Here is a 24,246-nt window from a genome sequence, read left to right as displayed (position 1 = left end):
TTAATTGGCCGGTTATGAGTTAATAACCGGCTTAGTTAAGCCTGTTATAGCGATTTCAAAAAGGCGAGTAGCGCCTCTTCTTCAGAGTCAGACAGCGCTTCATATTTCATTTTTGAACTGCTCGATTCGCCGCCGTGCCACAGAATAGCTTCATCTATGGTTCTGGCTCGACCATCATGTAAATAACTATGAACAGGTGTACAAATTTCATTACCTTGGCCACCAACGGGGTTAATAACACCACCTGTAACACAGGCTGACAGGCCTATGCCCCATAACGGTGTTGTTCGCCATTCAGCCCCTGTAGCATTAGCTTCTCCAAGATTATCAGCTAGCCCTTCGCCCATGTCGTGTAATAACATGTCTGTATAAGGGTGAATCGTTTGATCTCTAAGCTCACTAAATGGGTGATAAAGACTGGTTTGAAAGGTTGGTGTATGGCAATCAGCACAGCCAATATCGCTAAATAAGGCTTGCCCTAATTGCACTTGTGGTTCATCAAGACCACGTTGCGCTCGCACGCCAAGTAAAGCAATGTATTTGGTAAGATTATTCAAATGATCGTCACTTAACTCTTGTTGGGCATTGCCACATTCATTTCTGTCTAATTGCGCAGATCCACAATCAGGAGAAGTGAGTAGCGAGGTCATCACGCCCATATCGGTATTAAGTGCGGCAGACACTTGATGTTTTATACTTGATGTGGCTGCTTTCCAGCCAAAGCGACCTAATCGAACTTCTTGCGTTAGTGGATCAATTGAACTTTGCGCTTTACCTGAAATGCCAAAAGGTGCTATTTCATCGTTTACATCAGCTAACGCTAAAATGGCTTCCTCTGGAATCGCTTCTAATAAACCTAAACCCACTAATTGCGGTGCAATACGAGCGGAAAACTTCTCAGGAGTTCCACTTGAAAAACTATAATTAGGTGAACGTAAACCATTGCTTTCTGTCCAAGATGAAATGGCAACAGTGCCTTCAGTTTGTACATTACCTGTGTTTGAAGGTTGTAGTACACTGCCGCGCTGTGCATCTGGGTTACCATTAGCATCAGCAATTTTAAATACCCATTTATCTAAAGGGATATTTATAGGGGCTGGTGCTGCTCTACCATTTCGTTCATGACAACTTGCACAACTTTCATTAACAAAATGCGTCCCTGCTTTACCCATCATTTCAGTAAAAACACCATTGGCTGGATCTTCATCGTGAAGTCCATCCACAAAAGAAGTGTGGTGAATTCGACGCCCTAATACAAATGGTTGACCATTTAAGCTGGATAAATTGGTAGCCATTTGCATAAAGTGATCATTAGGTTCATTCGTATATTGATAGGGTAGCGTTGTATTTCCGCCTAACCAGCCTGCTTTAGCAATTGGATGTGAATTTTCACGTTCTGATGCTTTGTTGTTAAAATCACCCACTGTTTTCCAAGGAACCATGCCGCCCTTACCTACTTGATAAAGGTAAGTTGTACCGTAATAATTTGAACGACCTTCAGGCACACCAAGTAAAAATTGACTCACTTCAATTTCCATGTGTTGGCCAATAGCTAATGGCTCGTTACTACCGTTGAGACCTCGAAATTCATTTATTGTTAAGGAATACTTATATTGATCACCACTGGTACTTGTTTGAACAAGGTCATCGTTATAAGTACCATACCCCTCAGTAACAACATTAGGCTCATAATTACCGTGGTATTGGGCGACGGTATTCATACCTGAATACCATGCTCTAAATTCTAATGCTTCAAGTTGCCATTCAGTTACCCATTCTATGACTATTGAAGCTCCGCCTTTGGCAACATAATCAGTAAACTTGTAACGGGCTGTTCTGTGCGTCCAGTAATGAGACAAGTAATGATCGTATTGCTGAAACTGGTCTTCTTTGGCGTGACGATCACGACCTCTATCGGCAAACTTGGTGATCACTGAATCATTTGTTTCATAGATTAAGGCATGCTCTAGTTCAGTGCTTGATGTATATAAAGGAGTTATATCACCAAAAAGGCCATATTCTTGGGTATCCCAACCGGCTATGTTAGCGCCTTCCGTTGTGCCTTTTGCAGTATCACCAACGAAAAAGTATAACGGTTTATTATTATAAGCAGCTTGTTTGGTACTATCATCGCGGCTAATTACCGATAAATTAGGAACACCTGAAGCGATACCATCGCTAACCAGCAGAGGTGGCCAATTTGTTGCACAGCTAGCATTACAATTACTGCCTTGGGAGCCAATATCATTGTCAAAAACATATAAAGTAAAGCCAGGTTGTTCACTATCAGCTCCACCAACAAGGATGTCATTATTAAAGGCTACTTCAATTAGTTGTTTTACCGTTTCACAACCAAAAAAGTCAACAAAGGTATCTTCAGGGGTAGCGGGACAATTATCTCGATTATCAAAAACGCCATCATTATCTGAATCAGGACAACCCACTTCATTAACAGAGGTGTTTAATGGTGTATTTGGACAGCTATCTAAATCGTTGGCAATACCATCGTTATCGTCATCAATGATACTGACAATTTGCAGCCAATTGAGATTAAATGGCCCAGAATTAACATCAAGGCGTAAGGTATGTGTGCCACTGTTTACATTAAAAGAATTGACATTGTGCGTTGTGAAAGTTTGCCAACCGCCTGTGCTACTAACAGTATCACTGCCAATGGTATTACCATTTATCGATAAAGTATAACTACCACCACCAGATTCTGAAGCAACACGTGTGTTGATTGCATAGGTACCTGCGGCTAAGGTAATTGAATATTCTAACCATTCAGTCGCATCGGTATAACCAATGTTATAACCACCACCAACATCTGTGGTAACTTCAATATCAACTTGATCATTTCTATAGCTTGCACCACCGTCGTTAGCAGGCGTGATGTCAAAATAGTTTATGTAATCTTCTGCTTGAATGGTTATATCGACCATTTCAACAACAGTGATTTCGCAACCGGTCGCATCAACAATCGTATTAGCAGTAGTGTTAGGGCATGAATCATTTTCATCATTAACACCATCGCTGTCAGCATCTAGGTTGACAACAATCTCGCAACCAGTCGCATCAACAATCGTATTAGTAGGGCTGTTAGGACAGGCATCAATATTATCAATAATGCCATCATTATCAATATCGTTATTAATTACAGGATCTGAAGTTTCGCCACCACCACAGCCTGTTGTTATGGCAAGTAGTAATGATATTGATAACCATTTTTTAGTGGCGCTGAACAGTTGTTGCTTCATTTTGGTGTGTCTCTTTTTGTTATTTATTTTTAATCTCGTACTTTTAAAAATACTGTGGAGTTAGTTAATCGATCTCAGTTAAAAATCGACTAAGTTAATAGCTGATTTAGATAAAGTTCTTACCAAGGAAATAAAAAATAAGCAGGGCGGCTTCTTTATCGCCAGAAAGTGCTTGGTGTTCAGCTGATATTGTTTACTATTGTTTTGTGTGGCATTAGCTTCTTTTGCTTGAGCAAGAGCAAACAATGTGATGTTGCTAATTAAAACAATTGTTAAGACAAAAACTATATTCGCTAAAATGTTTGATTTATTCATAATATTGATTCCTATTTATTAAATAGAACAACAATTAAAATAAAAAAAAGGTTTACAGTCATCACCGTAAACCCTTTTTAAAACAAAGTTCATTATGAAAAATTAGGGTTATTCATTATGACCAAAAGTAATATTGTCAAAGTAACTCTCTGTATCAGAAGCTCTACCGTCAGTAAAGTCAGGGAAAACTATCACTGAATCTATGTCAATGGTTTCAGCCATGCCAATGCGGCTAGAGAAGTCAAAAGTAAGCTCTTCCCACTCATTTATTTTAGTATTAGCGACTTTAATTTCTGGTTGTGCTGCAGCGCCAACTGAGAATTTTAAAGCAACATCACTGATAACAGACTTATAAACCATAATTTTAACAATGCTATTAGTCTCATCCATAGTGAACGGCGGAGTATTTTCAGCCGTTGTTTCAGTACCTGCCCATGGTTGACCTGCCATTCTAGCGGTAAACATAGCAACAGTTGCTGATTCATTTACTGAAGACGAACCTGGGTTAGCAACAAACTCTAGTGCTGGATTATCTTCATTTTCAAAGATAGCCCAAACAAAATCACTACCTAAACCAGCGGCTTCAAAATCATAGGGTGTACCTACAGTAATAAAGTTACCTTCAACAACTTCTTCAGCAGCAGGGGTAGTAAAATCATCAAAATAGAACGTCCAGTCTGCTGAGTTATTTTCAGCATCGCCCATCACACCATTATCAAAAATGAGTGTTAGTCTGGTTTCACTGGCACTTGTAGCGCCAGAAAAATCAAAATTTAATAACTCCCATCCTGTACCCGTATGATTTGCAGTTCTCTCTGCATTCATATCATCGAATTTAACTAATACTGGTACGGCGCGTGAAGCCCAAACTTTCATCGTAACGATGGTATTAGCAGGAATTGCTGCGGGTGTATCTAATGTCAATGTTGAACCACCCCACGTCTGACCTGCAGATTTTGTCATTTGCCCAACTTGCCCGCTGGTATTAATGCCTGTCGCATCTGGATTAGCAATAACGACGGCTGCACCGCCATCAAAATCACCAAATGTATAAGTTTCAGATGCAGCTTCAAAGTCAGTAATACTATCAGGAGTATCTATAACTTCCTCTTCATCCGCAGCAGGTGTAGTGAAATCATCGAAATAGAACGTCCAATTAGCAGCATCACCTGCAGCATCGCCCATCACACCATTATCAAAAATGAGTGTCAGCCTGCTTTCACTTGTGCTCATATCGCCAGTAAAGTCAAAGCTTAACTCTTCCCAACCTGAGCCCGTATGGTTAACCGTTCTCTCGGCATTCATATCGTCAAACTTAACTAACACCGGAACTGCTCGTGAAGCCCAAACTTTCATGGTAACCATGCTGTTAGCAGGAATTACAACGGGTGTTGCTAATGTTAATGTTGAACCGCCCCAAGTTTGACCAGCAGATTTTGTCATTTGTCCAACTTGAAGGCTGGTATTGATACCTGTTGCATCTGGATTAGCAATAACGACGGCTGCACCACCATCAAAATCATTAAATGTATAAGTTTCAGATGCATTTTCAAATGAGATGACATCAACTGTACTTTCTTCTGCAACGTCAGCAACAGTTATAGTAAATGTTTGCATAGTATCTTCAGTACCATCATTTACTGTTAAGGTTATCTCAGTAGCTGCAACATCACCTGACGCTGGTATGCCAGATAATATGCCAGTGGTGTCATCGAACGTTAACCAAGAGAGCGTTCCAGGAATTGTTGTAGACATAGTAAGTGTGTCGCTGTCAGCATCAGTCGCAGTAAGCGTATAAGAATATGCTTCACCAACCGTTGCAGAAGTTACGCCCGTACTGGTAATTACTGCGGCATTATTTATTGCAGCTGGAACCGTTACCGAAACGGTAAATGATTGTGTTATAACGTCAGTGCCATCACTGACACTTAAGGTAATCGCTATATCACCTTCATCACTATCTGCTGGTGTACCAGATAATACGCCTGTTGATGCATCGAAAGATAACCAAGTAGGTAAGTTCGCGGCTGACATTGTTAAGGTATCACCATCAGCATCAGCAGCAACTAACGAGTAGCTGTAAGCTGTACCTGATTCAACGGTTGTAATCGCTGAGCTACTAATCGTTGGTGCGGAATTTGTTATTTCTTCTATAATTTCTACAACTTTATCGTCTGAACTTCCTCCACATGCAGATAAAGCTAAGCCTAAACTCAGTACGATAATGCTTTTGTTGAAGCTTTTTTTATTTTTTATATTAGTCATTTATATCCCCTATAAACTGTTCAATTATCATTTAATTATTTGTCGTATTTACAATATAAAACCAAGCTTATGTCGTTATACTTTGGTTTATATATAGCAGCAGTGCTGCTTAGTTAAAGTTACTCACTTGGCTAATTAAATAGGCAAACTTGTTCTTCTTTTTTTTATTTTATGATGCATCTCTTGTTAAATTTAACTGAGATTAACCGTAGAAAGCCAAAAACAAACTACAGTAAAAAATGATGAAAACAATCAGAAAGCGGTGAGTCGTCCCTAATTTCATGGTCAAGTGGGTTTTTATTAAATATGCACTAAAGTTGAATATTAATTGAATATTAATTGAGTTTTTATTGAACAGTTTGAATTTAAAATGCACGGATTGGTTAGGTATAAGGAGATAAATAATAGATTTTATCCGCTAATTGTTAGCGGTTTTTTGGACGCAATGGGCGATTTCATGGCGCAATCAACCCTTAAGATAATGCGTAGGTATTTATTAGTGTGATGGCAAGAGACTAAGGTTTAACACTTATCAAGGTGCTATTTTTTGGTGTTAATTATTAAAAAGCTATAGGTAAAGAGAGCACTGAGCTTAGTCTTCATCATATTATATAGATGATTACTCACCTTGCTTTAAAGTTGTATTAGCCTCTTAATACAAAACCTAAATAAAGCGGTCATTACAAAAGCCAAAAAGTTCAACAAAAAAAGTTGTTCGACCCTGTTTTGTTCATTTCAACTTTGCACTATCCCATCTGACCGTATTTAAATGCTAATTAGTAAATCGTTGTGCTGACAGATATTCAATTAATAACAGTATTTTGTTTACGATTGTATTTGTATTTACGTGAGCTTTGTAGATAAAAGCAGTGTTAAATTTAAAACACAAGGCTTGGCCGCGTTAATAGGGCTAACGGTCACCTTAGGACTTGCTGGCTGTGGTGGTGCAGCCACGGAAACTAAAGCAGATATTATTGATCCACAACAGCCTGTCTTTGATTGGAAAATGGTGTGGAATGATGAGTTTGATGCAAGAACAATAAACAGTCAAAACTGGACGCATGAAGTTAACTTACACACCCTGTTTATTTATAAAATTAAGTGAGGCGACAACAACCCTGACACAGGGGCTTCTGCAACAAGATACCAACCCAAGCTTGAGACATAGCTTGTCGCCACGATTAAACTTTCTGTTTCTTGAAAATAAAATTGTTCTTTTGATAGCAGCGTTTGAAAATTTATATCTTTATATATATATCAGTCAGGTTCGCCTTTTCACTTTTTGCTTTATCTTGATGAATTTTTACCAACCCCTGAGTGATCAACAAGATACACTAAACCTGACTCTTCAATTTTAAAGCTGTTTAGGTAACTAACCATGTCATTAAATGATTTAGATAATCCAGACACACCTCGTCCATTAAGTTGTTGATAGTTTAAAAACATCTACATTACCATTCGGATAAGCGTAGGTACTTGCCGACTCTTCTTTATTACCATTGGTGAATGCAAAAAACCAACCATTAAGATTGCCATCTTTGAGAACACGAAGAAAGCCATCTTGGTTCCAATATTTAGCTGTTTTTCGATCGGCGAAGGAGGCATTACTCAAATTGTTATCTTTAGCGATGTTACTCAGCATACTAATAACGTTAGCTTTATTATCTTTGCTGGAACCAGATCCTATCCAATCAAGTAGAAAAGGGTTAGTGGCAATTGATTTTGTTAACATTTTCATTTCAGAAATTTCGCTGTCGACTTCATTACAAACGCGCAGCAGATTAGGTCAATCTGATTGTTGTAGTCTGGATATAAGCAGTTCTTTGGCTTTTGACTAGCCGACAAAGCCAACAATACTGGTCGATATAACAACGGCCATTAACATGACAATGACTAACTTAGATTGGATAGAAAGGGTGGTTAAAAATCTCATTAAATAGATCCTATTTGAAAGTTTTCTACAAACTTTGCTGTTACGGCGATTTATCCATAAAATCTTTTTTATAAGGGTTTTAAAATAGATTCGCTCTCAATTTACTTGAGCTCAACATATCCATGTAGTCTGACCATTTAAAACAACAACAATTTAACTTTCTTTCAAGATAGCTAATAATTTCAGCTGATTAAATATAAAATCACTTGAATTAAGTCCCTAAAATACTTTTTGAGGACAATGAACTATTGATTTAATTACTTAATTCCTCAGTTAAGTTAATTTATTTTTACCTCGATGAGATCAAACAGTCTTTAGCAACGATAGTAAGGAAATTTTTATTCGACCATCAGTGGCGGAAGGGGTAGTATAATATCAGATCATTTCGGAGCAAATATGTCTGACCACCCACTATTACGTTTCAATAAATTTATTTCAAAAAAGCCAGAGTATCTATTTTGGGTTTTACAAATCAGCTTTTGGTCTTTCGTTTCATTAATTAGCCTGATATCACTGACACTTTGGTATGTCCAAATCGATGTCGAGCACCTTAATCACACTTTTTGGCAGTCTGTTGTTGGTATATTTTGCTCATTGCCACTATATTGGATTTTCATGAGGTGTTGGCACTCACCTATTTTTACCCGCTTACTGATATCCATCGTTTCAGTGATTTTTATTTCCTTTATTTGGACACTTATTCGAGTCAAACTTTATATAGAGCTGACCAGCTCTGCTGGTAATTGGGCCGAGTTTGGCGGCTGGTATTTTAGTAGTATCTTTATTTTCTTTTGTTGGACCGGTTTTTTTCATGGTATTCGTTATTATCAATTGTTGCAATTTGAGCATAAAATGTTGCTTTCAAAAGCAGCAGAAGCTAAAGAAGAGCAATTAAAAAGAGTGAAAGCGCAATCGGTAGCCCGAGATGCAAAAATAAAAATGTTACGTTACCAACTAAACCCTCATTTTCTTTGTAACGCGCTCAATGCCATTAATTCTCTGATTGAATGTGAAGCTCCAGAGAAAGCTCAGCGGATGACCGTACAATTAAGTAAGTTTTTACGTTATTCATTGGACAATAACCCTGATACTAAAATTGCGTTAGAATTTGAAATTATCGCACTTAACTTATATTTAGAAATAGAGAAAACCCGTTTTGGCGAGCGACTTAAATTAGATTTTAAAATTTCTGATAAAGCAAAGTTAGCTTTAATACCGAGTTTATTAATACAACCTATCATTGAAAACTCAATGAAGCATGTTATCGCGCAAAATGAAGAGGGTGGCACTATTAGTCTATGGGCTGATGTTGTTGATAAAATGTTGGTGTTAGAGTTAAGCGATACCGGTTCTGGAACCGCGGTTGATGGTAGTAAAATGAAAGGAAAAAGGAGTCGAGGTGTCGGCTTACGTAATATAGATGAAAGACTTAAAGTATTATATGTAGATGACTACGTATTTAACCTTAATATTATCCCATCAGGTGGTTTAAAAACTATCATTAAGCTGCCTTTTGAAACGCTTGATGAAATAACATCTGCTAGCCAGTACCAAACTCAATGACGGTGAGTTAAATTTATGAATAAGTTAAGAACAATTATTGTTGATGATGAGCCTTTAGCGCTTAATCTCTTGCGTGCAAAGTTAAATAAAATTCCTGAAATAGACATTATTGCAGAATGTAAAAATGGTCGTGAAGCGATTGAAGCAACGATGGCCTTAGCACCTGATTTACTCTTTTTAGATATACAGATGCCAGGTGTTGATGGTTTTGGCGTCATTAAAAAATTACAATCTGATATTGTTCCTCTGGTGGTTTTCACGACCGCATTTGAGCAATATGCTTTAGATGCGTTTGATGTGCATGCCGTTGACTATATTCTTAAACCTATTGATGATGAACGAATTCAGCGAGCCATTCAGCGTGCGTTGGTCCGTTGTGAAAGTGATGAAGACACTTTAAACAAATATCGCATTATTAGTGCGATAGACTCAATCAATGAAATGGAAAACCCTGATAGTGTTTTTACGCAGAGTATGAGCCTTCCTAAGCTTAATACCAACAAAGTTGAGCGTAAAATCGTCATTAAAAACAGAGACGATATCACCTTATTGAAACAAACAGATATCGAATGGATCGATGCTGCAGGAGATTATGTTTGTTTGCATGCTCAGGGTGTCACTCACATAAAACGTTGTACTTTAAAAAACTTGTTAGAAGACTTAGACTCTAAAATATTTAAGCGAGTTCATCGTTCAACCATTGTTAATCTTAATTATATTCAAAAAGTTATGCCGCATACTAAAGGTGAGTTTTTTCTTAAGTTGGGTGAATATGATCAAGTTAAAGTGAGTCGTAATTATCGAGAAGTCATCAAAAATTTCTTAATCGATATGTAGTTTCACGTGTATTTGTATATTGACGACGCCAGTTGTCAATATACAAATCTTTTCCTCTAGGCCATGTCATCATTTCCTATTTTGACCAACCGACCGCGCTTAAAATCCCCCTTGTCGTAATACTATTGTTAAAAATAGTATCTTATTAGATGATTCATAAAACAGAACTTGTCACTCAATACAAGGTAAGCTTAAAATCATTGGATGAAATTTAATGAAAATTCACTCCCCAATGACCCTGAACAACTTAAGCAAATGCTGCTTGAGTTGCAGCAACGTATGGAAAGAGAATTAGCAGAAAAATACGTTGCTTATCAACAATTTCTTGAGCGCTATAATCTCAAACTTGCCAACGAATACGGTAAAAATTTAGAGAAAATGCCGGGTGATGATGAAGTATTCAATGAAGTAGAATTTGTGCTTGATGAGCACGACAAAAAGCTTCTGGCCGCTCTAGACGCTGACGCGACAACAAAAACGAAACCAAAAAGTATGGCAATGCCCAACTTACTCAGCCAAATCATCGCGTGTAAATACCCGTTTGACTTACCGTTATACCGCCAAGAAACGATGTTTAGCGATATTGGCATTGAATTAAGTCGTCAAACAATGTCGATTTGGATGCTGCGCAGTGCTCAATTTTAAGTAGCCAAGCCAGTGTAGCCAAGCCAGTATAGTACAACCAAGGAAAGCTAAAATCAGATGATTGTGAAGCCCAAAGTTCATATTTTGTAACATCTCCTGTTGGCACACTCCAATTTTCTTTATTCATACCATAACAATGTTCATTAAAGACATTAAATTCTGGTGGCATTAAAGGAATAGTTGCTAAATCAAATTTAGAGTAAGCAAGCTTATTGGGAGAACCTGTTCCAGAGTTGTTTACTTTATGTTAATAGTTCATCCCCGTATTATAATCCTTGCCCCAGACTTCTAATTTAAAAAATGGTTAATCGAATGATTGCTCAATATTGTAGATTTTTAAGCGGTTAAAGCTCGGCTACTTGCTCATCATACGCTGGATTGACTTTTCTCTAATTAAAGCCTGACTCATTAAAATTAGTCTTAAGTTAGACCTAAGGTTAGATCTTAAGTTAGACCTAAGGTTAGACCTAAGGTCAATATTAGCTTTGAAGGCTAACACTGACTTTAAAGTTAAAAGCATGATCAGTTTAGTAAATTTTACCTTCAATGGCTATTTGCGCTTTATCAATCCGCGTTGGTGTTACTGCGCCGTCAACAAGCGACTGTGTTGCTGTGGCTAACGATTCAATGACTTTATGCATCGATGATAAGTCTAAACTACTAATGTCGTCACTCACTTGATGATAATGTTGGTCCTTATCGAGTTGTGTACTGCTAAAACTGTGTGCAGGTACCCCTAAACGCGCTAAAGTTGCATTGTCTGAGCGATAAAATAGCCCTTGTTTTGGGTAGGGGTCTTGGTATATTTTTGTGTTAAGTGCGATGAGTTTTTTATTGAGTAATGCGCCTAAATTAGAGCGTTCCATACCCGTCATCCAAACGGTTCCTGGGCCAAATTTCGATGGTTTACCAATCATTTCAATATTGATCATGGCAACCACGTTATCAGGGTTAAGCTGCTGTGAAAAATAGCTAGAGCCAAAGCCACCAATCTCTTCAGCCGTAAAAGCACTAAACATTAACGTACGTTTGTTATCGCCTTTTTCGGCGTAATATTGCGCTAAATTTAATACCGCTGTTGTACCGGATGCATCGTCATCAGCGCCATTATAGATTTTTTTACCATCGTCTGTAATACCCAAATGGTCGTAATGTGATGAGTATAAAACGATTTCTTTAGGGCTTTCAATACCAGGTAAGACACCCACTACATTGGTTAGCGATTGTTTAGTGATTATTGCACTGGCGTTAACGCTATAGTTTTCAATTTCATTTTCGTCACTTAATACCATGACAATAGCACCAGGATGTTCAAGTGAAAGCTTAGTTAAGCCACGATTAAAATAATTTTGATAGGCCTTAAAGCTTTTCGCATGTGCGCTATTGATAATAACTAAGTGTTGACCACCGGCTTGGTTTAACTCAGTTAATATTTTACCTAGATCATCGGTTTTCTCAACCCTATGGCTTTGTGCATTACCGAATTGCCAATTTACTTGCTCCATTGTTGTCGCTATAGCCAAGTATTCAGGACTAATTTTTTTACTATTTAACACCACGTTAAGCGTTTGAGCTTGGATTTGATTGACGGTAAAAGCTTGTAAGAACAGGGCAGGTTTATCTTTGGAGTCAAGAGTCGCATTAATGGTTGCTTTACTTAACGGGAAATTGGTTTGCAGGGGCTTTAGGCCAATATTAGCAAAACGCTGAGCAATATAATTTGCCGCTTGGTCAATTTCAGGGCTAAAACTTGCCCGACCTTTTAAATTGTCAGCGGCTAAATAGGTAATATCTTTGACCACTTGTTTTAACGGTATTGTCGCTGCAACACTAGAGAATGAGCAGGTAATCGCTAGCATAACCGAGAAAATTTTGAGTTTATAATCGGTGTGTTTCTCTAGTGAAGAGTTAAATATGCGCATCATAGTTATTGGTATTGCCATAGTATTTAAATATTTTATTATTGCAAAATAATCAAGTGCTAACGCTAAGTGTTGTTATTCAATTAGCGCCTATTAGGCTAAGACTATTTAAGTTTATTGAGTTCAATTAATAGTGACTGTTCACCACAGGTAAGCCAGCACTGGCCATCTTGTATACTCACTTGAAATTCCATCGAGCGATTGGCGAGTAGCTCCAAAGCTTGTGATGTTTCTTCACTAAAGCTTTCTACCGATAGTTTATTGAGTTGATTTAGTTTACTTTTAGATTGTTGCCACCAGGTGTCTACGCTGCTGCCATAACAATAAAGCTTCACTTGTTGGGCGCGATTACAGGCTTTTTTCAGTCTTTTTTCATCGAGTTGGCCTAGCTCAATCCATAGTTCAATGACGTCACTGTAATTAACTCGCCAAATGGCCGCTTCGTCCTCATCACTAACACCTTTACCAAATTGTAGGTTTTCACTGGCATTGAGTACATAGGTAATGAGTCTGATCATCATACGACGGTCATTCTCAGAAGGGTGCTGTGCTATGGTTAATTGTATGGTGTCATAATAGTGACGATCCATATCAGAGAGATGGATGGTCGCTTTTTTGATGGTTGCTTTTAAGGCCATGAAGATTCTGAGTATTATTTTTGATTAATTAATTCAGTATATTAACGCGTATTAAGTCCTTGTGATAGCAACTTATAACAAGTGAATTAATTAATCTTCAGCTTGTGTCGACTATTTTACCAGTTACCTGAATTTTCCATGCTTAACCAAGGTTCTTGTGGCGCTAATCGCTCGCCTTTTTGTAATAATTCGATTGAAATATTATCAGGTGATTTAACAAATGCCATGTGGCCACAGCGTGGTGGTCGGTTAATAGTAATACCTGCGGCCATTAGCTTTTCACATAAGGCATAGATATCGTCAACCTCAAAGGCTAAATGGCCAAAGTTTCTACCGACAGTATATTCTTCTGCTGAATGCCAGTTGTGGGTAAGTTCTATTTCAGCGGCACCTGGCTCTGTTGCTAAAAATATTAAGCTGAATTTACCTGCAGGAACGTCAAAACGGCGGGTTTCTATTAAGCCTAAATGCTTAATAAAAAAATCTAGTGACTTGTCTAAGTCCGTAATACGAATCATAGTATGTAAAAATTTCATAGTTTACTCGTCCATTTTATATTTAATGATAAAATTGATAACCTTATCATTTCTAGTCTTTGATATGACTATTTGATAAGGTTTTTAAGTTGTTTATTGTCAAAAGATCTCTTCCAGTATTCACTTCCCTCATAAACGTATTGTTTTTTTGCTTTGCTAACAGGTAAAAATTATTGAGTTCAAGTTTAAACACCATACTTACACTAGCGTTTTATTTACTGTCGTGTTTTAACTCTTGGTATCTTTTACTGAAGAGAACTTGTGATTTTGAAAGATTAATTAGCTCAGTAGTCGCATCAAGTTAAATCGCATCAAGTTAAGCTCATGGATGATTACATCTAATTTTAATTAATGTTAATTTTTTTGACTGATTGTCGTTCAATAAGTTCAGGAATAAACATGTTGGTGATGTCTAACTCTTTTTGCTTATAGACATTTTTCAGGATCCATTGAGTAGACATTTTCGCCATATCGTTAACTGGAAAATTAATCGTCGTTAATTGAGGGTAGAGATACTCAGTGAAAAAAGCATTATCAAAACCAATAAATGAACATTGTTCGGGGATTAACCATTTGTGATCCCTGGCTCCTCGCATCGCCCCAGATGCCATCTCATCATTTGAACAAGCAACAGCCGTAAATGTGGTTTTATGCTTGATGAGGAAATTGATACCATCTCGACCGCTTTTTGTTAAATAATCACCTTCATAGAGTAAACTTTCTTTAAAGGGAATATTGGCTTCAGCTAATGCTTTTTTATGGCCAGTTAAGCGTTCAGTCGAGTCTTGTTTTGTTAAAGGCCCAGATATATAAGCAATCTCTTTATGGCCTTGTTTAATTAAATATTTTGCGGCTAAATAACCCCCTAGTTCGTTATCTAAATAAAAGCAATGGTCACTAATTTCTGAGATATTGCGGTTCAAGATAACAAAAGGGGTATTACCTTTACTTAATTTAATTAAGTAGTCATCTGAAATGGCGTCAACCAGTAAAATAAGTGCGTCACATTTTCGATCAATTAAAAAATCTAAGCCATTAATTTCACTTTTTTCATCACTATGACCTGCAGTAATAACCGCATGTTTACCTGCCTTTCTGAGCTCTAATTCAATGCTGCTCAACATGGCACCAAAAAAGGGACCATGTAACTCAGAAACTAGTACACCAACACTGTTTGAACGATTGGAAGCTAATGATCGGGCAATAGTATTTGGGCGATAGTTTAACTCGTTCATTGCTGCCACGACTTTTTCTTTAGTTTTTTTACTGACATGCTCATGATCATTCAGTACGCGAGATACAGATGATAATGAGACTCCCGCTAATGCGGAAACTTCGTATATAGTCGCCATTTTATTCCTTCATCTTTTTTATTAATGCTGCTGTAGAGGACTTAAACATAAAAGGTCTTAGCTAAACCAAATACTGAGCCTATAGTTATCAATGTTATAAGATACACAAATAATTTCTATTTTAGAAGCGCTTCCTATGGCTATAAATAATAGTTGCTTTTTATCTTAATGACATTCAATATGGAAGCGCTTCCAGTTTGTTTTAAAAATACTTACTTAAGGACTACCTGAGTGTATTAAAGTGGAGAATTATAAAAATAACAACAGCAGCAGCAATGACCTGTTGTTCATAATTATTAGGGGAATTATATGGCTAGTACACCGATTCAATCAAATGTGAATAGGTTTTCATCAAACACTGAAAACAAAAATTATACTTTTGCACTTACATCATTAACATCACTCTTTTTTATGTGGGGATTCATTACCTGCTTAAATGATATTTTAATTCCTCATTTGAAAGCTATTTTCGATTTATCTTATAGCCAAGCAATGCTGGTACAGTTTTGTTTTTTTAGTGCTTACTTTCTCGTTTCTATTCCTGCAGGAAAAATAGTTAAAAAAGTAGGTTTTCAAAAAGGCATTGTGCTTGGATTGATTGTTGCTGCCATTGGTTGTTTTGCTTTTTACCCAGCAGCAGCCATGCACAGCTACCCAGTATTTTTAATGGCACTATTTATATTAGCCAGTGGTATTACGATATTACAAGTGTCAGCTAATCCTTATGTGAGTATTTTAGGGAACCCTGAAACAGCCTCTTCACGTCTGACGATGACACAGGCATTTAATTCACTTGGCACCACGATCGCGCCATTTTTTGGTGCTTATTTGATCTTAGATCAAGTAGCAGAATCGATGTCGGTCGCTCAACAAGCAGAATCTGTACAATTACCTTATGTTTTACTCGCCGGTTTATTATTAATACTTGCGGCTATTTTTTCTTATATAAAATTACCTGTCATTGAGCATATTGAAGAGTCAGTGGCTGAAAAACCGATAGCGGGTAGCGCTTGGCAATATCGTCATTTAGTTTTAGGTGCCATTGGTATTTTTGTTTATGTTGGTGCTGAGGTTTCTATTGGCAGCTTTTTAGTCAGTTTTTTTAATGATCCGAACATTGCTGGTTTAGAAGAATCCCAAGCCGCAAAATATATTGCCTATTATTGGGGCGGTGCGATGGTGGGACGATTTATTGGTGCCGCGGTTATGCAAAAATTAGCCGCAGGAAAAGTATTAGCCTTCAACGCTTTTATGGCGGTGGTATTTATTATTATTACTATCCTTGCATCTGGACAAGTAGCGATGTTGGCCATTCTGTTAGTAGGTTTATGTAATTCAATTATGTTCCCTACCATCTTTAGTTTGGCCATTAATGGCCTAGGCCAACATACCAGCCAAGGCTCAGGTATTTTATGTTTAGCGATTGTTGGTGGTGCTATTTTACCACTTATCCAAGGTGTTTTAGCCGACAGTATTGGCCTACAAAACTCATTTTTCTTACCCATTATTTGCTATGTATTTATTGCTTATTATGGCTTGTCAGGTAGTAAACCTGTATCAGTAAAGGTATAAATATTGTTATGTTTATTCAAATGAATTCACTTAAAAGTGTTGCTAAACCCTTCATGGGGATTGCTGTTGCCCTGTCACTTTTTGCTTGTACTGATAACGCGAACTCGGACATAGCTCAGGTTGATCTTGCCCCTTATGGCGAAAACAATATAGCCATTTGGCCGGTACTTGATATTGAAGTTAAAAAAGACAATAAAGTTGAAACTAAAGTTGCCAAAATTCTAGCGACTATGACGTTAGAGCAAAAAGTTGCTCAGATGATCCAACCTGAAATCCGAGACATTACGGTTGAAGATATGCGTAAATATGGTTTTGGCTCATATTTAAATGGTGGTGGTGCTTTCCCTGATAATAATAAACATGCCACGCCAGCTGATTGGATAAAACTAGCTGAAGCTCTGTATCAAGCATCAATCGATGACTCGGTAGATGGGACAAATATTCCAACTATGTGGGGTACTGATGCAGTACATGGTCATAACAATGTGATTGGCGCAACATTATTTCCTCATAACATTGGCTTAGGCGCGGCAAATAATGCTGAACTTATGGAAAATATCGCCAGTATCACGGCTAAAGAAGTAATGGTAACCGGCATTGATTGGGTGTTTGCTCCTACGGTTGCCGTTGTTAGAGATGATCGTTGGGGCAGAACCTATGAAGGTTACTCTGAAGACCCTGAAATAGTCGGCTTATATTCGGCCGCTATTGTAAAAGGGCTGCAAGGTGCTGTAGGTGATGACTTTTTAGGTGACACTCGCGTTATCAGTACGGTTAAGCACTTTATTGGTGATGGTGGTACACAAGGTGGTGATGACCAAGGGGATAACTTAGATAGCGAAAGTGATCTTTTTAAACATCATGCCCAAGGTTATGTTGGTGGCTTAGCGGCTGGCGCGCAATCGGTAATGGCATCATTCAATAGCTGGCATGGTGCTAAAACCCATGGCAACAAGTATTTAATGACCGATGTTTTAAAAGATCGTATGGGCTTTGACGGCTTTGTTGTAGGTGACTGGAACGGTCATGGCCAAGTAAAAGGCTGTACTAATGAAAGCTGTCCACAAGCAGTCAATGCGGGCTTAGACATCTATATGGTGCCAACAGCTGCTTGGAAACCTTTGTATGAAAATACCATTAAACAAGTTAACAAGGGTGAAATTAGCTTATCAAGAATAGATGATGCGGTTAGTCGTATTTTAAGAGTAAAAATACGTGCAGGTTTATTCACTAAACCCAGTCCAAAAAATCGTCCATTGTCAGGTAAAACTGACTTAATTGGCTCAGCAGAACATCGTTTAGTCGCTCGTCAAGCTGTACGTGAATCTTTAGTTCTGCTTAAAAATAAAGCTAACTTATTACCCTTAACGCCGAGTGCAAATGTATTAGTTGCAGGAGATGGCGCTGACAATATTGGTAAGCAGTCAGGAGGATGGAGTATTACTTGGCAAGGTACAGGTAACACTAACGCTGATTTTCCGGGTGGGTCTTCGATTTATGACGGTATAGAGCAAGTTGTTAATGCGGCTGGCGGTAAAGTGCAATTAAGCCCTACAGGTGAGTTCACTGAAAAACCAGATGTTGCTATTGTTGTTTTTGGTGAGGAACCTTATGCCGAGGGTAATGGCGACTTAGATAACCTTGAGTATCAACGCGGTAATAAAACCGATTTAGCTTTACTCAAACATTTAAAAGCACAAGGGATACCTGTTGTTTCTGTTTTTATTAGTGGACGACCAATGTGGGTAAATGCGGAACTTAATGCGTCAAATGCTTTTGTTGCTGCTTGGTTGCCGGGTTCAGAAGGCAATGGCGTCGCTGACGTTTTATTTAGTAAAGCGGATAGCAGTTTACGTTATGACTTTAAGGGTAAGCTTTCATATTCTTGGCCTGCTAGTGCGGATCAAACATCGGTTAATCGATTTGACGAAAACTATCAACCCTTATTACCTTATGGTTTTGGTTTAAGCTATCAGCAGCAAGATAATAAAAAAATGACCCTATTGTCTGATCAGTTAAGTGAAGTCTCTAAAATAGCTTCTGATGAGTTAGCCACTTTTAAAATATTTGAATTAGCGATTAAGCAGCCATGGAGTATTGCGTTGCAATCAGGTGAACAGTCATCTCCTGTTACTTCAAATACGCAGTCATTAGGGGCTATTACCTTAAGAACTATGGACAAAATGGTACAAGAAGATGCTAGAACAATAACCTTTGATGGCAGTGAGCTGGCAAGTGTCAATATCTTTAGTAACTTTCCAGAAGATTTGCGGGCATATAGTGAGGCTGACTCGGTATTAAGTTTTAGCGTGCGCTTAGAAACTACACCAGTAGCACCGATTAATTTAGCTATGAGTTGTGAAGGTGATTGCAAAGGCTCTCTTGATATCACCTCATTGTTAATTAACCAGAGTTTAAATGAATGGCATAAAGTGACGATAGACTTGGCTTGCTTTAAAAAAGCAGGCACAGATTTCTCCAAAATTATGTCGCCATTTAACTTGTCTACTAATGGCAAAGTTTCATTAAGCTTCGCTGATATAAATTTAATGCCACAAGGTATTGATAAAGCAACCATGCGCTGTGACTAAATTATTATTGACGCGTTAAATTAAACCGCCGTATGACTAAAATTACGGCGGTAACTACTGATTGCAATTCATCAATAAAAAACATATGTAACAAGGACTTTTCTATGCAGCATTTAACATTATTCCTCATAGCCTGTTCAATGACTTTACTCGGATGTGGTGGCGGATCGGGTAATGACACGACTCATATATCAACCACGCTAGCTACAGACATACCTTCTGATCATGCGAGTGAAGAGAGTAAAGACCCAACAACTGCTTCTGTAGTGAATAATCAATGGCAGTTAATTTGGCAGGATGAATTTAATGATAACAATATTGATTTAAACAAATGGAGTTTTGAGGTCAATTGTTTTGGTGGGGGTAATGATGAACAACAATGTTATACCGACCGAGAAGATAATGCTTTTATTGAACAAGGTATCTTGAAAATAGTGGCATTAAAAGAAAATTTCACCGGTCCTGCGGCACATGACGATGACACTAATTACAACCCTAGAAATACCCGCACTCTACCTTATACATCAGCACGGTTAAGCAGCAAAAACAAAGGTGACTGGACTTTTGGACGCTTTGAAATTAGCGCTAAATTACCGCAAGGACAAGGTACCTGGCCAGCCATTTGGATGCTGCCTACTGACTGGGCTTATGGTGGATGGGCTGGCTCGGGTGAAATTGATATCATGGAAGCGGTGAATTTAAAAACACAATCAGATGAAGCGGGTGCGAGCTCAGGAGAAGAAGAATCACGTATACATGGCACGCTTCATTATGGCCGTGCCTGGCCTGAGAATTTTTATTCAGGTAAAGGATTTAACTTACCTGAGGGGGTCAACCCTGCAGATGGTTTCCACGAATACGCCATTGAATGGCAAGCAGGGGAAATGCGTTGGTATGTCGATGATATTCATTTTGCTACCCAGCGTGATACCGGTTGGTATAGCCAATATATGAATGATGAGGGTTTATTGATACACGGTGAGGGTGGTGCACCTTTTGATCAAAAATTTCATTTATTATTAAATTTTGCTGTCGGGGGAAATTGGTCCGCTTCGGTTAACGACAAAGGCATTAATGAGAGTGTATTTCCACAATCATTAGCAATAGATTATGTCCGAGTTTATGAATGCTCAGTGTCACCTCTCACAGGTGCCGGCTGTGCAACAATCGGTGATGACGCTATGCTAGTGGAAGGTAAACAAGCACCTGCATTGTAACGTTAATATAGAATTGACTAAATTGAAATTTCTGCTAACTAATATCTTTATGATGCTAGTTAGCATTTTTATATATAAATATCTAACTGACTATTAATGCATCATCATAAGCAAGACTAATAGCGACTTTAGCATGATTAGGTCATTTGAAAATTATCTTAGTGGATGCGTTTGAGCAAATAAATATTGCTCATATCGCTATGGTCATCGTCTTCAAGTTATGTGAATTCTATAAAAACATTTGCCGTGAGCCGACCTGTTTCGGGATTTGGGTCAATATCTTTTTCAGGAGAAATAATGATCGAATGGAGTAATTGTCCAGGATAAATCACTAAACGATTGGGTTTATATTCAATTTGTTGATATAACTCAAAATGCTCATTTGAACGAATACAATATTCCTGAGCAGACTCGCCATTATTATTGATAAAGCGTTGAGCAGAAGTTAAATAATATTCCACATTATGCGTTTCAATTTTGTCTAACCCCGTAGGTTTGTGACGAAATAAGCCTGTATTTCCGTGCTTATCATTATTGAGGTAATGCAAAATAGCAAAGTAAAATGGCCGACTGGTGTCAAAATGAGGCATGCGCTGCAGTAAGTTTAACTCGGTTGCGGCTGTAGTGATCAAAGAAAAATAAGCTTCTTGAGGTTTTAATTGCAAGTGCTGAGGAATGTTATAGATATGGCAAATATCTTGATAAATCGCTTGTAGTACATTGATGACATAGTTTTTAGGTAAAGGCGCTCTTATGCCTGGATAATAAGTATTATCAAGGGCTTTAAATTCAGCATGAGCACAAGCGTGAGCAATAATATCATGGGTATCAATAGCAAAATCATCAATAATGATCACCGGTGTTTTATCAACACCGACGGTCATTATTTTAAGCTTAATATCGCGCTTGATTTGTATAGCTAAGTCATTCATTTTTTATATCATACAATAGAAAAATTAACCGGCAGAGCAGTAAAGTATGCCGGAATATTTATTTTTTAATCCGTTACATCGTAGTAGATTTACAATAATGATTGATAAAATCGTTATTGTCAGGCCAGTTATCCACTTTGCGCTTTACGGCTGATTTTATATTATTTAAAAAGCTCGTTAATTCTTCATCGCTCATCAAGTCTACAATAGGGTGATATTGCTCAGGCATTAAGCCTTGTCCCATCATCACTTGTATCCAAGAGGTTTCGCCGAATAACTCTTCTGCTTTTTTAAATACCTGGCCACTTTCCTTAAACAAGGACATACGATGTTTTAAGGTATCTGGAATTTCCATATTTTTGCAATAGCGCCAAAATGGTGAATCTGTGCGCTCTGTTAAATGATAATGAAGAATAATAAAGTCTTTAATGTTGTCGACTTCAGTTTTAGCTTGGCTATTAAATTCATCAACATCAGCTTGATTAATACCCTGAGAAGGAAACATTTGCATTAATCGCACAATGGACTTTTGAAATAAATGTATACCGGTTGACTCCAATGGTTCGATAAAACCAGAAGATAAGCCAATAGCAACACAGTTTTTATTCCAATGTTTACGGCGTGTGCCGGTTTTATATTTGATCACACGAGGTTCGTTGAGCAACTCACCTTGAATATTCGCTAACAGTGTTTGCTTAGCTTCTTCATCTGTCATGTATTTACTACAAAAGACTAAACCATTACCGGTGCGATTTTGCAGCGGTATTTGCCATTGCCAACCAGAGTCCCTAGCGATAGCGCGGGTATATGGAACCGGCTTTCTGACCATCTTAGTTTGCACCGCGATAGCACTGTCACAAGGTAAGATATGACTCCAATCTTCAAAACCTGTATTTAGTGCTCCTTCGATTAACATACCTTTAAAGCCGGTACAGTCGATGAAGAGATCACCCTCAACAATTTCACCTGATGCTAAAGTAATTGAGTCTATATAGCCGGATTCGTTATCTAGGTTAACCTGGGATATTTTACCTTCAACGCGTGTTGTGCCATGTTTTTCAGCAAGACTTCTTAAAAACTTAGCATAGAGCCCAGCATCAAGATGATAAGCATGGTTTAACTCTTGATTTGCTAAAACGGCAAATTTTCCTGCTCTTGCGCCCAAATGTTCAGGAACATAATCACCAATCTCAGAAACAATGCCTTTTGCACGGCCTTTTAGCCAAAAATGTTGAAAACCAGCGGCCCAGCAACCTTGACCTAGAAAACCAAAGGAATGAATGTAATCTTTATTGATGTCGCGCCAGTTTTCAAAAGAAATGCCCAGTTTAAAAGTGGCATTGGTTGCTGCCATAAACTCTTGTTCATTAATGCCTAATAATTGGTGAAAAATATGTAAGGTAGGAATCGTTGCTTCACCAACGCCAACCGTAGGGATTTCGTCTGATTCTATTAAAACAACCTCTATGCCTTTACCTAATAATTTTGAGAGTGCTGCTGCTGTCATCCAACCCGCAGTACCACCACCAGCAATAACGACTTTTTTAATTTTTTTGTTTTGTGTTTTCAAAATAAAACCTTATTAATTAACTTTAGTAGGATGATTTGTTGTACTTAGTTACTATCGTTTTAATTTATTCAGTAAATCTGCGCGTATTTGTTTCGCTAATAATGCATCAAGGGGTTTTGACAATCGCCCTTGAGCAGCCGTAGGAATATGAGAAAAATCTTCTTGGTCATGCTCAAAAATATAATAGTTAAATTGCGCTTGCCATGCTTTTCGCTGAGCTAAAGGCAAGTCTTTTAAGCTTAACATCGCCAACATAAGGGCATTGTTAGGGCGTCCCATAAATGCCGGGCTATCACGCCACCAATGGGTTACTAGCACGTTAAACGCGGTTAAACTTTCAACATGATGCCACCACATACTAGGTAAAAATAGGGCATCGCCAGCGTCCAATTCGGCAACTTGTGCCGAGGCTAACGCTTGTTTAAACTTTGGATATTTAACAAAATCAGGGTGGTCAAAATCCACTAAACTAATTTCTTGTCCGCCGGGGGAAAATTCCATCGGGCCAACGTATAAATTTTCAAGCTGCTCGGGTGGGAACAAAGTAAATTTACGACGACCCACCACACAACAAGCTAAATTATTAGGGAAATCAAAATGTGCGGCTATTTTGCTTTTATTGCCTAACCATATACTGGTTAACGGCTTTAAATGGTCGATGTAGGCATTGTTTTCTTCATTATAGCCCGGTAAGCAATGGTTAATTTCGGTCGAACCCACATACATTGTCGGTGGCTGTCGATCATTGACATGCTCAAGTAACTTATCAAGCACTTGATTCAGGTTGGCTTTTGAACTGTTAAAATTAAAACCTGTCATGTTTTCATTGTAAAAAACACGGCCATTATTTTTAGGCTCACCATAATAGGCAGTTATAGGCGCATTGGTATAAAACTTTCTTAAGTAATCAGCAGCCGATTGTGGCGAGGTTTTACCCGCAATAACTGCGGGCCAATGGCTGCCAAAATTCTTCAAAATCATGGGCTCAGTAGAAGACAAGACAAATTCTGGAATATTGCCGGGCTGGCAATGGTGAATTTCTTTTACCTTATGATTAATTGTTAGCACCTAATCACCTTATTTAGCTCTGTATTAATGGTT

General features: G+C 38.0%; 19 protein-coding genes. 7 read left to right on the top strand and 12 right to left on the bottom strand.

What is annotated here, in order from left to right; genetic code table 11:
* Positions 1-44: 44 nt before the first annotated feature.
* The 3 genes from H4J54_RS00680 to H4J54_RS00670 form a co-directional block, all read right to left on the bottom strand.
* Positions 45-3,257, bottom strand: coding sequence for a di-heme oxidoredictase family protein (locus H4J54_RS00680; RefSeq protein ID WP_182188913.1), 3,213 nt, complete (start codon positions 3,255-3,257; stop codon positions 45-47).
* A gap of 78 nt (positions 3,258-3,335) precedes the next feature.
* Positions 3,336-3,572 (bottom strand): hypothetical protein, encoded by a 237-nt coding sequence (locus H4J54_RS00675; protein WP_182188912.1) that lies wholly within the window; start codon positions 3,570-3,572, stop codon positions 3,336-3,338.
* Between the two features lie 108 nt (positions 3,573-3,680).
* Positions 3,681-5,837, bottom strand: a complete 2,157-nt coding sequence (locus tag H4J54_RS00670; protein ID WP_182188911.1) for a putative Ig domain-containing protein — start codon at positions 5,835-5,837, stop codon at positions 3,681-3,683.
* Positions 5,838-6,684: 847 nt separating this feature from the next.
* On the opposite strand from H4J54_RS00670, the gene H4J54_RS00665 reads away from it, so the two are divergent.
* Complete coding sequence (locus H4J54_RS00665) at positions 6,685-6,942, top strand: hypothetical protein (protein ID WP_182188910.1); 258 nt, start codon at positions 6,685-6,687, stop codon at positions 6,940-6,942.
* 182 nt (positions 6,943-7,124) lie between these two features.
* Here H4J54_RS00665 and H4J54_RS00660 read toward each other — a convergent pair whose 3' ends face one another.
* On the bottom strand, positions 7,125-7,283 hold the full coding sequence (locus tag H4J54_RS00660; protein ID WP_182188909.1) for a hypothetical protein: 159 nt from the start codon (positions 7,281-7,283) through the stop codon (positions 7,125-7,127).
* Positions 7,258-7,569 (bottom strand): hypothetical protein, encoded by a 312-nt coding sequence (locus H4J54_RS00655; RefSeq protein ID WP_182188908.1) that lies wholly within the window; start codon positions 7,567-7,569, stop codon positions 7,258-7,260. Before H4J54_RS00655 ends, H4J54_RS00660 begins: the two co-directional genes overlap by 26 nt.
* A gap of 597 nt (positions 7,570-8,166) precedes the next feature.
* Between H4J54_RS00655 and H4J54_RS00650 the strand changes: the two genes are divergently transcribed.
* From H4J54_RS00650 to H4J54_RS00640, 3 genes are all read left to right on the top strand, one after another.
* Entirely contained in the window at positions 8,167-9,333 is a 1,167-nt protein-coding gene (locus tag H4J54_RS00650) for a sensor histidine kinase (protein ID WP_182188907.1), read from the top strand.
* A 15-nt stretch (positions 9,334-9,348) separates the two neighbouring features.
* Complete coding sequence (locus H4J54_RS00645; protein ID WP_182188906.1) at positions 9,349-10,170, top strand: LytTR family DNA-binding domain-containing protein; 822 nt, start codon at positions 9,349-9,351, stop codon at positions 10,168-10,170.
* 204 nt (positions 10,171-10,374) lie between these two features.
* Entirely contained in the window at positions 10,375-10,815 is a 441-nt protein-coding gene (locus H4J54_RS00640; protein WP_220464142.1) for a transposase, read from the top strand.
* Positions 10,816-11,342: 527 nt separating this feature from the next.
* On the opposite strand, the gene H4J54_RS00635 is transcribed toward H4J54_RS00640, so the two are convergent.
* The 4 genes from H4J54_RS00635 to H4J54_RS00620 form a co-directional block, all read right to left on the bottom strand.
* Entirely contained in the window at positions 11,343-12,740 is a 1,398-nt protein-coding gene (locus tag H4J54_RS00635) for a M28 family metallopeptidase (RefSeq protein WP_182188905.1), read from the bottom strand.
* 101 nt (positions 12,741-12,841) lie between these two features.
* On the bottom strand, positions 12,842-13,375 hold the full coding sequence (locus H4J54_RS00630) for a YaeQ family protein (RefSeq protein ID WP_182188904.1): 534 nt from the start codon (positions 13,373-13,375) through the stop codon (positions 12,842-12,844).
* Between the two features lie 116 nt (positions 13,376-13,491).
* Complete coding sequence (locus tag H4J54_RS00625) at positions 13,492-13,911, bottom strand: VOC family protein (RefSeq protein ID WP_182188903.1); 420 nt, start codon at positions 13,909-13,911, stop codon at positions 13,492-13,494.
* Positions 13,912-14,255: 344 nt separating this feature from the next.
* Positions 14,256-15,263, bottom strand: coding sequence for a LacI family DNA-binding transcriptional regulator (locus H4J54_RS00620; RefSeq protein WP_182188902.1), 1,008 nt, complete (start codon positions 15,261-15,263; stop codon positions 14,256-14,258).
* A gap of 309 nt (positions 15,264-15,572) precedes the next feature.
* Here H4J54_RS00620 and H4J54_RS00615 point away from each other — a divergent pair, with 309 nt between their 5' ends.
* The 3 genes from H4J54_RS00615 (at position 15,573) to H4J54_RS00605 (ending at position 20,643) form a co-directional block, all read left to right on the top strand.
* Positions 15,573-16,835: a sugar MFS transporter gene (locus tag H4J54_RS00615; RefSeq protein ID WP_182188901.1), complete on the top strand. Its 1,263-nt coding sequence runs from the start codon at positions 15,573-15,575 to the stop codon at positions 16,833-16,835.
* An 8-nt stretch (positions 16,836-16,843) separates the two neighbouring features.
* The gene (locus H4J54_RS00610; protein WP_259367390.1) at positions 16,844-19,426 is read left to right on the top strand and encodes an exo 1,3/1,4-beta-D-glucan glucohydrolase; all 2,583 of its coding nucleotides are present in this window, start codon (positions 16,844-16,846) and stop codon (positions 19,424-19,426) included.
* 104 nt (positions 19,427-19,530) lie between these two features.
* On the top strand, positions 19,531-20,643 hold the full coding sequence (locus H4J54_RS00605; protein WP_259366966.1) for a glycoside hydrolase family 16 protein: 1,113 nt from the start codon (positions 19,531-19,533) through the stop codon (positions 20,641-20,643).
* Positions 20,644-20,861: 218 nt separating this feature from the next.
* Here the strand turns inward: H4J54_RS00605 and H4J54_RS00600 are convergent, their stop codons facing one another.
* The 3 genes from H4J54_RS00600 to H4J54_RS00590 all read right to left on the bottom strand — a co-directional run bounded on the left by H4J54_RS00600 (position 20,862) and on the right by H4J54_RS00590 (position 24,213).
* Positions 20,862-21,575: a DUF6445 family protein gene (locus tag H4J54_RS00600; protein WP_182188900.1), complete on the bottom strand. Its 714-nt coding sequence runs from the start codon at positions 21,573-21,575 to the stop codon at positions 20,862-20,864.
* Positions 21,576-21,648: 73 nt separating this feature from the next.
* Entirely contained in the window at positions 21,649-23,145 is a 1,497-nt protein-coding gene (locus H4J54_RS00595; protein WP_182188899.1) for a tryptophan halogenase family protein, read from the bottom strand.
* Between the two features lie 51 nt (positions 23,146-23,196).
* Complete coding sequence (locus H4J54_RS00590) at positions 23,197-24,213, bottom strand: cupin-like domain-containing protein (RefSeq protein WP_182188898.1); 1,017 nt, start codon at positions 24,211-24,213, stop codon at positions 23,197-23,199.
* Between the last annotated feature and the right edge of the window lie 33 nt (positions 24,214-24,246).

Source organism: Colwellia sp. MB3u-8 (genome assembly GCF_014076985.1).
Classification (GTDB): Bacteria; Pseudomonadota; Gammaproteobacteria; order Enterobacterales; family Alteromonadaceae; genus Cognaticolwellia.
This window is presented reverse-complemented; position numbering and strand designations above follow the sequence as displayed.